The 12,447-nt window shown below is 36.5% G+C and carries 12 protein-coding genes; 5 read left to right on the top strand and 7 right to left on the bottom strand.

Annotation, left to right across the window (positions count from 1 at the left end; all coding sequences use genetic code 11):
* Nucleotides 1-319 precede the first annotated feature (319 nt).
* From BW986_RS15530 to BW986_RS15520, 3 genes are all read right to left on the bottom strand, one after another.
* Nucleotides 320-1,069: an SDR family NAD(P)-dependent oxidoreductase gene (locus tag BW986_RS15530; RefSeq protein ID WP_076368773.1), complete on the bottom strand. Its 750-nt coding sequence runs from the start codon at nucleotides 1,067-1,069 to the stop codon at nucleotides 320-322.
* 153 nt (nucleotides 1,070-1,222) lie between these two features.
* Nucleotides 1,223-1,642 (bottom strand): MarR family winged helix-turn-helix transcriptional regulator, encoded by a 420-nt coding sequence (locus BW986_RS15525; protein ID WP_076368772.1) that lies wholly within the window; start codon nucleotides 1,640-1,642, stop codon nucleotides 1,223-1,225.
* Between the two features lie 141 nt (nucleotides 1,643-1,783).
* The gene (locus BW986_RS15520) at nucleotides 1,784-2,350 is read right to left on the bottom strand and encodes a TetR/AcrR family transcriptional regulator (protein ID WP_076368771.1); all 567 of its coding nucleotides are present in this window, start codon (nucleotides 2,348-2,350) and stop codon (nucleotides 1,784-1,786) included.
* 359 nt (nucleotides 2,351-2,709) lie between these two features.
* Between BW986_RS15520 and BW986_RS15515 the strand changes: the two genes are divergently transcribed.
* Nucleotides 2,710-3,621 carry a DsbA family protein gene (locus tag BW986_RS15515; protein WP_179086101.1) on the top strand — a complete coding sequence of 304 codons (912 nt, stop codon included), beginning with the start codon at nucleotides 2,710-2,712 and terminating at the stop codon, nucleotides 3,619-3,621.
* A gap of 206 nt (nucleotides 3,622-3,827) precedes the next feature.
* Here the strand turns inward: BW986_RS15515 and BW986_RS15510 are convergent, their stop codons facing one another.
* The gene (locus tag BW986_RS15510) at nucleotides 3,828-4,472 is read right to left on the bottom strand and encodes a YczE/YyaS/YitT family protein (RefSeq protein WP_076368770.1); all 645 of its coding nucleotides are present in this window, start codon (nucleotides 4,470-4,472) and stop codon (nucleotides 3,828-3,830) included.
* Nucleotides 4,473-4,787: 315 nt separating this feature from the next.
* Between BW986_RS15510 and yyaC the strand changes: the two genes are divergently transcribed.
* Nucleotides 4,788-5,321, top strand: a complete 534-nt coding sequence (gene yyaC / locus BW986_RS15505; protein WP_081395647.1) for a spore protease YyaC — start codon at nucleotides 4,788-4,790, stop codon at nucleotides 5,319-5,321.
* 93 nt (nucleotides 5,322-5,414) lie between these two features.
* Here the strand turns inward: yyaC and BW986_RS15500 are convergent, their stop codons facing one another.
* A complete protein-coding gene (locus BW986_RS15500; protein WP_076368768.1) occupies nucleotides 5,415-6,725 on the bottom strand; it encodes a CitMHS family transporter in 1,311 nt (436 codons plus the stop codon).
* Between the two features lie 251 nt (nucleotides 6,726-6,976).
* A complete protein-coding gene (locus tag BW986_RS15495; RefSeq protein ID WP_076368767.1) occupies nucleotides 6,977-7,840 on the bottom strand; it encodes a LysR family transcriptional regulator in 864 nt (287 codons plus the stop codon).
* A gap of 148 nt (nucleotides 7,841-7,988) precedes the next feature.
* Between BW986_RS15495 and BW986_RS15490 the strand changes: the two genes are divergently transcribed.
* Together BW986_RS15490 and BW986_RS30265 are read left to right on the top strand one after the other, a co-directional pair.
* Nucleotides 7,989-9,116: a 2-methylaconitate cis-trans isomerase PrpF family protein gene (locus BW986_RS15490; protein WP_076368766.1), complete on the top strand. Its 1,128-nt coding sequence runs from the start codon at nucleotides 7,989-7,991 to the stop codon at nucleotides 9,114-9,116.
* Between the two features lie 57 nt (nucleotides 9,117-9,173).
* Nucleotides 9,174-9,320: a hypothetical protein gene (locus tag BW986_RS30265; RefSeq protein ID WP_179086084.1), complete on the top strand. Its 147-nt coding sequence runs from the start codon at nucleotides 9,174-9,176 to the stop codon at nucleotides 9,318-9,320.
* A gap of 461 nt (nucleotides 9,321-9,781) precedes the next feature.
* Here BW986_RS30265 and tcuA read toward each other — a convergent pair whose 3' ends face one another.
* On the bottom strand, nucleotides 9,782-11,293 hold the full coding sequence (gene tcuA / locus BW986_RS15485) for an FAD-dependent tricarballylate dehydrogenase TcuA (protein ID WP_076368765.1): 1,512 nt from the start codon (nucleotides 11,291-11,293) through the stop codon (nucleotides 9,782-9,784).
* Between the two features lie 267 nt (nucleotides 11,294-11,560).
* On the opposite strand from tcuA, the gene BW986_RS15480 reads away from it, so the two are divergent.
* The gene (locus BW986_RS15480; protein WP_076368764.1) at nucleotides 11,561-12,421 is read left to right on the top strand and encodes a LysR family transcriptional regulator; all 861 of its coding nucleotides are present in this window, start codon (nucleotides 11,561-11,563) and stop codon (nucleotides 12,419-12,421) included.
* Nucleotides 12,422-12,447 lie beyond the last annotated feature (26 nt).

Genomic DNA, 12,447 nt, shown 5'->3' with positions numbered 1-12,447 from the left:
ATAGTTCACCCTTCATACAATTGACCCGATCTAAAGAATAAATATCTCCTATGAATAAGAGGATCTATAATTATAGTATGAAGTATTTAAAATATAGATTGGACACATTACATAAAAAGGGAACACTGTATACTCTATACAAATCTAGTTAACATAAGATAAATCATCAGAAGTTAATGGCGCAAAAAAAATCCGTCTCAAAACGACAAGTAATCTTGTTTTCTCTGCAATCACAAGCTCTCTATCAAAGGCTAATATTATTTTTCTCCTGACTAAAACTTCCGTAAACATCTCAAATTAGATTTGATTTTTTATAAATTCATGAATTCATTTCCATGCCACCGGATACCGGGACATAAGTTCCTGTCATAAAGGCACTTTGATCACTTGCAAAAAATAAGGCAGCACGAGCAATATCCTCAGGGTTTGCAATTCTTCCTAATGGAGTAAACATGGCTGCTTTTTCTTTTTCTTCTGCAGGAGTATGTTTAGTGGCATCTGTTTCGACCATACCAGGTGATATTGTATTAGCTGTAATATTATATGGTCCTAATTCTTGAGCCAGATACCGTACAAAGGAATTAATTGCTGCCTTTGCTGTTCCATGTGCAATAAAGCCATGCATAGGCTGGTGGCTTAAACCACTTGAAATGAAAACTAACTTCCCGTATTTCTGTTCTTTCATAATCGGTAATACTGATTTTGTTGAAACGAAAGCTGCTTTCACTTCCTCTTCAATTTTGGGCCTGAATTCATCCCATTCCATGTCAAAGAAGGGTTTCATAGCAAAGTGAATGGCTGCGTTGTTTACCAGAATATCTACTTTTCCGAAATGTGAAATAGTTTGATTTACTAGAGAATTCATATCTTCTTGATTTCTAACATCTGCTTGAACCGCAATGGATTGTCCACCATTTTCACGGATGAATTCTACTACTTCCTCTGCAGCACCCATATTATTGGCATAGTTTACAACTACCTTAGCCCCATACTGAGCAAATAATTTGGCTGTAGCAGCTCCAATCCCTCGACTTGCTCCTGTTATAATTGCTACTTTTCCATTCAGCATCCTCTATCTACTCCTTCATTTAGCTTTTGTAATTAAAATTATTGACGCTACCAACTATATATGACACAAGCGAAAAATACATGCTATAGCATATATAATGCGAAAAATTGACTTTGTTCCTTATAATTGCATAGCATCCATAAGGAACAAGTATTAGTAGCGTGTATCATATAATTTGTTTAATAACGATTTTAATTGCTGGATCTCTTCCTCGCTTAAATTACTCGTAACGAAATGATGAGCATCTTTAACCACAGGCAGGATAGTTTGTTTTATATCGTCACCTTTTTCAGTTAAGAAAAGGTAATGTGAACGCCTGTCTTGGTCATTAAATGACTTCATTACAACCCCTTTTTTTTCCATTGACTGTATCATTCTTACGATAGTAGTTTGATCTTTATCAATGGCTTCTGCCAACTCTTTTTGAGTAGTGCCTTTTTGGCTGCAAAGAACACTAATAATGCCCCATTGTTCTGGGGTAACTTCATATGGTTTTAACCTCTTGGTAAAATAATTGGTCATTTTTACATCCGTACGATGAATAAGATACCCAATTAAATCTTGTAAATCCATATATCACCTCTATTAATTAAGATATAAGATAGGGCTAAGCATATTACTAAATCTTCCATTGTGGATTTATGGATATCAATAAATACATGCTATAGCATGTATATTGAATCAACCTATTTTAATTGTCAACTTATATACCTGTTAATTTTCAGTTTCAAAATCAATCCCATACATTATAGAAGGAATGACTAATTTGATAAATTCTTCTGGAGGTACCTTACTATTCCTTCTCCATTCCACAGATGCTCCGTAAATTCCCCAACTTAACATGACAGCAGTAATTTTTAGAGATTCATCCTCTTCAGTTGTATTTTGTTTTAACAACATTTTGTAAAAAATGATTTCGAGCTGTTCCCTAATAATACGGGCAATGGTATCTTTGTATCCTCTATGACAACGATTGGATAATGACTTTTGAAAATTTGTAATAGCTTTAAAGATACTAGCGAAAGCTTCTTCAGTCAGTACGTCATTTTGGTAAATATCATAATCCAAATTAACTAATAATACTTCTGATAATACCTTCTCTAATAAGTCGTATATGTCTTCAAAATGATAATAAAAGGTTGCACGATTAATCATGGCCTCTGACGTTATATCCTTTATCGTAATATCCTTAAATTCCTTTCCTTCTGAAAGTTTAATGAAGGAATCCATAATTAATTTGCGGGTACGTAGAACTCGAGGGTCCGTCTTTGATTGCGTCATTTTGTTGTCACTCCTATTTTTTCAACAATTTCTTAAATATGTTGTATAAACGACAAATCCACAGAACTATTGGTGTTGATGCTTATCATTATGACTTAAAATTCAATTGTAAAGCAAATATTATATTGCCTCTTTGAAAAGTAAACAGTACGTACACAACCGGCACTATGTCACTTTACGGATTTTGAAAAAATGTCAACCTCTAGGCCTGCACCATTTCATGAACAATTAGAAAATAATTTCAAGAAATGATCAAAAGTGTGGGAAAAGAACATAACTTCTTTTCCTCGCTTTCCTTTATGTATGTAATTAAAGTATTGAATAGAGATGAGGGAAATGAATTGAAGAACAATAATAATATGATTTGTGATTTAGAAACAGGTGTATGCGGAGTGGCTGACAGTGAGGAAATGGAGGTTATTGACTTTAATCAACCAAAGAAGTCAATTAATCTTTATTATGTGACCGATCCTATCTGTTCTCATTGCTGGGCAATTGAACCGGTTCTTCGTCGTTTTGTCGAGCAGTATGGTGATTATTTTAACTTCCATACGGTTATGGGAGGCTTACTGGAAAAATGGCATGACGGACCAATCGATCCTGCAAACGGAATTTATAAACCGGCTGACGTTGCTGGTCACTGGAGAGAAGTTGGTGAATATTCAAGAATGCCAATTGATGGGACTTTAATGATTGATAACCCAGTCCAATCCTCCTACCCACCTTCTCGTGTATTTAAAGTAATTCAAAAAAATCATAATGATGCAATTGCATTTGAATATTTGCGCCGTGCAAGAGAAGCACTTTTCGCATTTAATCATAATATTTCAGATTTATCCGTTATGATTGAAATCGTAAATAAACTTGGACTTGATGGAGAAGCCATTGTAAATGAGGCTGAGCAACTCATCGGACAACAATTATTGAATGAAGATTTTGGTCTAGCTAGAAGCTTGGGTGCCAGAGGTTTTCCTACTATTATCATAATCAATGAGGAAAATAAAGGCGTAAAAATTGTCGGTGGTCGTCCCTTTGAATACTATGTTGACGGATTAAGACAAGTTCTAAATACAGAAGAACTGCAACCAAAACAACAACCTTCCCTTTCCACCTTGCTTGAAAAAGAAAAACTTCTATTTTCTAAGGAAATTGAAGTAATGTACGATGTTGAAAAAACAGATGTTAACTCTTTCATTGATAAAGAGCTTTCACCAGATCGTTATCAAGTGAAGGAAATTCTAGGGGAATCCTATTTAACAACTACTAAATAAAAAAAGTACCGCCCGGTATCACCAGTAAAGAAGGTGATACTGGGCATTTTATCTTCCCCTGCCAATCATAATAAAAGAAAAACTAACTCTTTTATCAAAACCCCTCCCTTTTAAAATCTTCATAAGAATAGTTGAGTTTTTCGATAATCATCTCAGCAAATATTCGTGCATCAATATCTGTATCATTTTTGAATCCACCTTCCAATTTATAATGGAAGCTCAAATTGTCCCTTTTGCTTCCGCTCCAAACTAGCGATAAAGGAACGCATTAGCTTCATGGAAAACTGAAAGATTGGGCTTTGAATAAAGGTATATGCAAACGTCATAATAAACACTGGACCTCCAAGGGTGAACCCGAATATCAAGATGAGGCTCTCGACAACGATTCTTGCCCGGCTGACCGATAACCCGGTTTTTTCCGAAACGGAAAGCATGAAACCATCTCGAGGACCTGCCCCGATTCCCGCAGCCACATAAATTCCTCCGCCAATGCCGGATATGATGATACCCATCAACAAGATGAGTAGATTCAACCATAATTGATCCGTTTCATGAGGAAGAATGTTGAGATGTAAGAAAAAATCCATGATTGGTCCTATTGATAAAGCATTTAGAAAGGTACCAATACTAATATACTTCCTATCGACTACAAAGGTGATCACCACAAGTACTAATCCACACATGACACTCCACGTCCCAATCGTGAACCCGAACCGCTGGAACAGGGCAACGTTCAAAACTTCCCATGGGTGCAGCCCCAAGGATTGAACATTTACCGCAATCGCATTCCCTAATCCAAAGAAAGTTAAACCAAGAAAAAAAATAAAATACCGTAATAGCCTAAATGCCATCTCTTCACCTCTATATCATATATCCATTTACTTTAGATGAAGATGTCTAAAAGAACAAGATGATTAATGATATTCAGATGTTGTTACCCGGTATTTCAAAAGCAATACTGACACGCCAGGTGAGAATTTGAAGAAGACCAGATAATCACAGAGAAGTATATTTAAAAAGTTCCTCCAAAATTAAAATATTGGATAAAAACCTTTAACCTCAAGCATATGCATATATTTACATGCATGATGTCCTTTTTGTTCGTATAATAGAACAAAGGGGAATTAAGATGAGTCTAATTTACAAGAAGAGGAGCAATTTGTTCTGTGGAACCAAAAGGCGAAGAAATAAACTGCTTAGCATCAAAAGTCAAAGAGATTATTCAATCTTCTGGATGTCAAAATGAAGATGTAATCTTTCTGTGCATTGGTTCAGACCGATCAGTTGGGGATTCTTTAGGCCCTTTAGTCGGGACAATGCTTAAAGAACAAACGGTGCCTTATCGTGTTTACGGTACTTTGGAAAATCCCGTTCATGCATTTAATTTAAAAGACACGTTGAAAATAATTAAAAAACAATTCAAAAAGCCTCTTATTTTTAGTGTTGATGCTTGTTTAGGGAATCAAAACCAGGTCGGTCATGTTTTCTTGAAGGATGGACCACTTGTCCCAGGGAAAGCTTTAAAAAAAGTATTGCCGGAAGTGGGAGATTATCATATTACAGGAATGGTCAATTATATAGATCCGCTGCCAACCATGCAATTTTTAAATGATACTCGTCTATACACGGTTATGAACCTTGCGAAAACAATCGTAAAAATAATTACTCAAGCTAGCGGCGAGACTACTGGAATTAAATAAAAGAATGGGCTGTGCCAAAACCACTAATAATAATTGGTTTTGGCACAGCCCTACTTTGTTTAAGTTCGAAGAATTTTTTAGATAACATTTTACTTAAATGATAGCCCCTGTCAAGATGGCAACAATGATAAGGACTAATGAACAAATTAGAGCCCATTTAAATGCATACCGCTGTAGTTCCCCGATATCTGTCTTTACCATCCCTACTAATAAAAGAGTCGATGCCACGAGTGGACTTAAGAAATGTACAGGCTGGCCCAGTACGGAAGCTCTGGCAATTTCTAGAGGACTCACCCCATAAGCTTCTCCTGCTTCGGCAAGAATTGGCAAAACACCAAAGTAGTAAGCATCATTGGATAAAACGAACGTAAATGGCATGCTTGTGAACGCAACGACCATCGGTAAAAAAGAGCCTAAAGAATCCGGAATGATGGCCACTAATGAATTTGCAATGGCGTCTACCATTTTCGTTCCGGAAAAGATCCCTGTGAAAATACCAGCCGCAAATACTAATGTGACGACGGTTATAGCGTTTCCTGCATGTGACACGATTCGCTCTTTTTGCTGTTCTAAGTTAGGGTAGTTAATGATCGAAGCAAGCACAAATCCGATTAAAAACAACACAGGTACCGGTACGAAGCCCATTACAAGAATGAACATGACCGTGAGCGTCAACAAAAGATTGACCCATATTAATTTAGGGCGCTTTAAATCGTCTTGTATGGCGGAAGCTACCGCTGCTTCAGCAAGAGCTCCTTTCATTTCAGGTGCAGCTTTGATATGTACAACACCAAGCCTTTTGCGCTCTTTTTTCCCAAGTACATAAGCGGTAAAAAGAATAGCTGCAATACCTGCGAATAGTGTTGGGATAATCGGTACAAAGAATTCATTTGCATCGAGACCTAAAGATGCTATTGCTCTTGTTGCAGGTCCTCCCCAAGGAGTCATACCACTCATAATACTGACAGCCAGCATAGAAATAGTGGCAAGAATAAGTGGATTCATACCAAGTCGTAAGTAAAGAGGCAGCATAGCGGAAATCGTAATCATATGAGTCGTGGTACCATCCCCATCTAAGGCAACGGTCATTGCGATTACTGCTGTTCCTATCGCTATTTTAACCGGATCCCCTTTTACGATTTTTAACATAGTTTTAATAAGTGGATCAAATAATCCAGCGTCAATCAGAACTCCGAAAAACAAAATAGCGAACAATAGCAAAGCGGCTGAAGGTGCGACAACCTTTATTCCATCGAGCATCATATCTCCGAGCTCTGGACCAAATCCGCCAATTAATGCAAAGATAATTGGAATGACCACAAGAGAATTAACAGGTGATAACCGTTTAGACATGATTAAATAAGTAAAGACAACGACCATTGAAATTCCAAGTAACGTAAGAATATGAATCCCCTCCTATTAAAGAAACCGCTTACAAATCAGATAAAAAGTTTGAATAGTTAAAAAACATTATATAATATTTTCTGGTTCCCTGTTGATTTGGTTTCTATTTTTAGAATAGTTCATTTCTTGAAATAAGTGAAATACATATTTTTTTTACTTTTTCGAAAAAAAAACTTATAATCCATTTTATATTAATTAGGAAATCGAAAAAGCACAATGAAATTGTCAATAAATTTCATTGTGCTTTTTCATTAAAGATTGGAATTTTTATTCAAGAAATCAATAAAGTTTTTCACAGTAGATAGTTTTAAAGAATCCTGGTTATACATTAACCATGTATTTCTTAAGACTGGCTTCCCATTTTTGTAAGATAACCCGTATGTATGCAAGTTATCTGAAGGCTGCAGGCATATTTCCGGCAAAATAGAAACACCAAGATCATTTTTGACCATTTCTTTGCACGTCTCCTGCCGATCTGTTTCCATAGTTACAAATGGTGGCTCCGGGAATCTATCATGCCACCAGCCATTTATTAAGTTTTTTAAAGAACTGTCTGTTTTATAATTTATGAATGGAAGTTGTGGCAAATCATCCAAGTCTACCTCTTTTTTAGAGATTAAACAAAGTCTTTCTTTATGCAGTAACGATTTGATTCCATACCATTCATAGTTTCCACGCAGAATGCCTAATTGAACACTAGAGGAATCCAGAAGATGCATGATTTCTGTACTCCAGCCTGTATTCACATTAAATTGTACATGAGGATATTGTGTTGAAAACTTTTTCAATATTTCTGGTAGTTTATATTGGGCAAAGTTGCTGGAAACGCCAAGCCTTAAAGTTCCTCTTACCTCATTTTTCATATTCAGCATATAATCTTTCGTTTTTTGCAACTTTTTCACCATTTCTTCCGCATATCCCGCTAAATGTATCCCTTCGGAAGTAAACTCAATGCCTCCTTTTATTTTGAAAAATAAGTTCGTGCTAAATTCTTTTTCTAAATTTTTAAGCCGGTACGTTAACGCCGGCTGCGATATATATAAACGCTCTGCGGCACGGCTAATGTTTTTTTCTTCATATAGTATCCTTATCGCAATCCAATCTTTTTCGTCCACTTAACCATCTCCCACATTTAGATTATAAGTTTTTTTATCATTTTTATTAAAAAAATATGTATTTTACTTATTACAGAACTCATCATACTATATTCTCAATGGAACCGGTAGTGCTATAAATATTGTCTTGAGAAAAGGTGGTTATACAATGAAAGTACCAGTAGTTGTAATGCGCGGCGGGACAAGTAAAGGTGTGTTCCTTAACTTTGAACATATGCCTTCGAATCGCTCACACTGGGAAGGTTTCTTACTTGACGTGATGGGCAGTCCGGATCGGAGACAGATTGATGGTCTTGGAGGAGCGAATTCATTGACAAGTAAAGCTGCGATTATCAAAAAATCGGATTCAACAGAATTCGATGTGGAATATACATTTGCGCAGATCAGCATCGATAATCAAATGGTTGATTTTAAAGGGAATTGTGGTAATATTTCATCTGCTGTAGGACCTTACGCAATTGAGCACGGATTAGTTCCGGCAAAAGAACCTGTTACAACGGTGAAAATTTTTAACACAAATACGCAAAAATTGATTATTGCAGAAGTAGAGGTTGAAAATGGACAAGTGAAAACAGAAGGCAGCTGCTCAATTCCAGGCGTGCCTGGTAAAGGATCACCTATCTATCTTTCTTTTACTCGTGCTGAAGGAGCAGTTACAGGAAAACTATTCCCTACAGGAAATCCAATTGACATGATTAAAACGAAGGATCGACTGATTCAAGTTTCAATTATTGATGTTGCTAATCCACTTGTTTTTGTAAGGGCACAGGATATTGGTCTAAACGGGAGCGAATTGCCCACTGAATATTCACCGGAAAAATTAAATGAACTAGAAGAAATCCGGTCAATTGCAGCTGAAATGTGTCAATTTTCCGATAAGAAATCAGCAACTGTCCAATCTCCTGCTGTGCCTAAAATGACCCTAATTGCTCCTCCTATGGATTACGTCGACCTAAACGGAACGGAAAGAAAAGCGTCAGAGATGGATTTGATGATCAGAATGATGTCGATGCAAAAGCCCCATCAAGCGCTTGCTATTACAGGAGCAATCTGTGCAACTGCAGGAGCTTACTTACAGGAAACGATTTTATCGGATATGGTGGACATCAAACAGGAAATTTTTCGATTAGCCCACCCGGCGGGGATAATGGAAACAAAAGTTGATTTTCTGGCAGGACACATTCGCGCTATTAAAGTGGTACGCACAGCGAGAATCATTTTAGAGGGATACGTGTACACGAAAAATAATTACGAGCTTACCTATCAATTAGCTTGATTTGAATTGATTTTGCAAATTACGCAAAAAAATTATCTATCATTTGGAGGCTTTGCAATGTGGGTCATCACTGTCTTTTTAAAAGGAAATATTAAAATTTTTGAATTTGACACAGAAAAAGAAGCGAAAGAACTATTCATAAATATGAATGGCACTAAAATTCTTTCCGAAATAGTTTACTTCAATGATCCTTGTTTTGTATAAGTGAGTTTTCAATTGAGCCCAGACTCTAATGTATCTCCAACTAACCGATGCCTACAAAATTCAATTATAAAATAGGATTGAGAATAGTTGAAAAATTTCCGGGAGGGAGCGCTCACACTTATACAATTTAGGATATAGATACTGAATCCAGAATTTCATGGTTACTAGGGTATTTAAACAAAAAGAAAACTAATTGTTATCTATCATCCTTGTTATAGAGGTAAATATCCACAAACAAACCGATTATTTATTGCCTGGCCATCCGGACGCTTAAAGCTATTTTCTAAAACTCATATCCCTATATGATATGAGTTTTAGTCAATGCATAAAGACTTTTAATATTTGAAGTACCAAACAGCCAAGAACTATTTTAAGCCTTGGCTGTTTTTCATTCTTCTATTTAATGTATCCCTAGAACTTTTGGAAAAATTCTTATCTAATTAACTATGCAAGGAGCAAACTCAATGATTATTGATCGCTTCAACCTTTTCTTGAATATAGTGGGCTGCGGATGAACCAGCTAATTTTCCAAAGACTGCTCCAGACATTAACCCGGATCCACCAGGATAGTTTTCATAAAAAATCCCCCCAATCATTTCACCAGCCGCAAATAGACCTTTTATCGGTTGTTCTTCTTTGTTTAACACATGACCCGTAACATCTACATGCAAACCACCGAACGAGAAGGTGATTCCGCACGTTACAGGAAAAGCATAGAATGGCCCTTGCTCAATTCGAAGTGCCCAGTTGGATTTGGGAGGGGTAATTCCTTTCGTTCCTTTGCCATCTTTCTCTGCGGGTCTATACTCGCCATCTTGTACGGCACTGTTATATTCTTCGATCGTTTTAAGGAATTGTTTTTGATTGACCGGCAGTAAACTAGCCAACTCTTCAAGTGTATCTGCTTTATAAATAGTCGCTTCTTCAAGGTCATATTCTTTACGCAGCATCGGGCGTACCTGTGCATCATAAATTTGATATGCCACATGTCCTGGCTGTTTTAATACCTCACGGCCGTATTTGGCATAGGTGTAATTTCGCAAATCTGCTCCTTCATCAACAAAACGTTTCCCTTCATTATTTAGCATGACGCTGTACGGATAAGAATGCTTTTTAAAAATATCTCCCGGCTTCGTGAAGTCTCCTACTTTTGGCGCGTTATAATCTGTCCCAATCGAATGACATCCAGACCACTGCCCAAATTTTTGAGCCCCGACTGCCATAGCCATGGAAATGCCGTCTCCTGTGTTGAATTCGGTTCCACGAACAATTGCCGCTTCCCATTCTTCACCAATATTTTCACATCTCATTTGCTTATTGGCTTCAAAGCCGCCACAAGCCAAAATCACACCGGATGTCTGAACTGTTACCATTGTATGATCCTTCTCAACAACGACACCGGATATTGTGTTATTCTCTGATACAAGCTCCACAGCACGTGAATCGTACCAAACGTCAATGCCAATTTCTTCTGTCCGCGCAAAGAGCTGTCTCATTAAGCCAACGCCTTTATCTTCCGTTTTGATTGGCAGTCCTCCCCAGAAATTGCGCTTGCCATCTTGTACGAAAGATTGATTTTCATAATTCAATTCAAATTTTATTCCCTGATCACGCATCCACGCTATTGTTTCATACGATTTAGTAACCAGCTGTTCTGCTAATTCAGGATTACTCTGTCCACCTGTTACTCGCATTAAATCATCTAAATAATCAGATTCAGCGTATTCAGGCATAACAATTAACTCGGCTTCTGCGTCTGTTAATTCAGGTATTACTTTTCTGATTGCGTCTAAATTATTGTAGGCAACACGTATGGCTCCATCTGTGAAGAAAGAGTTTCCTCCACGCTTTTCCATTGGTCCTCGTTCTAATACAAGAACTCTAGCACCGCCCTCTTTTGCTGAGATTGCCGCACATAAAGCTGCGTTTCCTGCCCCTACTACAACTACATCATAATTTTGTGTATTTGCCATTTTTACCCCTCCTGTTAAGTAGTGATAACTCTTCATGTAAATAATAAGTGAAAATAATGAATAAAAATAATATTGTTTTTTTATTCATTGCCATAAAAAAATTTTATGAAAAATGCAGGAAACGCGAACTAGAGTGAGTCTATTGCTTTACATAAAAAGATAGATTTCTTTTATTGATTAGTTGTATTATACTTTTAGAAATCAAATAAATTATTATTATTTATAATTACCCATAAATATTTTTTATGGTTAAAGGAGAAAAATTTTATGGATGAAAAAGACTGGCTTATTTTAATTACTCTTTACGAAGAAAGAAATATAACAAAGGCGGCACAACGACTATTTATTTCTCAGCCAGCTTTATCCTATCGTATAAAACAGCTGGAAAAAGAGTTCAAAACAAATTTAATCTCTAGAGGCAAAAGAGGTGTCGAGTTTACAGTTGAAGGGGAATACCTCGTTCAATATTCGAAAAATATGCGTAAGCAATTAGGAGCTGCAAAAGAACACATTTCAAATTTGGATAAAAAAGTGAAAGGAACTTTGCGATTGGGTGTATCTGGCTTGTTTGCCCGTTATAAACTACCAGTATTATTAAAAGAATTTCTAACTCTGTATCCAGAGGTTGAAATTAGTTTGAAAACTGGATGGAGTTCTCAAATTCATCAAATGCTTCAAAAAGAAGAAGCACACCTCGGGATAGTTAGAGGCCCTTACAAATGGCAGGAAAATAAAGTGTTATTTCAAGAAGAAAAGATTTGTATTGCCTCCAGTAAAAAAATTGATTTAAAAGAACTTCCTTTTCTTCCTAGAGTTAATTATCAGACAGACCAATCGTTAAGGAATACTATTGAAAACTGGTGGCAGGAAACATTTGCGTTACCACCTAAGATTTCAATGGAGGTAGATCGGATTGAAACATGTAAAGAACTGGTTCTTAATGGTTTAGGATATGCCATCTTACCAGAAATCTGTATTAAAAATGATGAACCACTGTATACTTTCCCCATTGTATTAAGCGATAATAGCTATTTGCTTAGAGAAACTTGGGTTTTTTATCGGGATGTGACTATGGATTTAGCACAAGTAAAAGCATTTATTGATTTTCTTAATGCTTCTAAACAATAGAAATAAAAATCGGACAAAGGAAGAGA

It is taken from the genome of Peribacillus simplex (assembly GCF_900156045.1).
GTDB classification, from domain to species: domain Bacteria; phylum Bacillota; class Bacilli; order Bacillales; family DSM-1321; genus Peribacillus; species Peribacillus simplex_D.
Note: the sequence above shows the minus strand (reverse complement) of the source record. Positions and strands in the feature narration are given on the sequence as shown.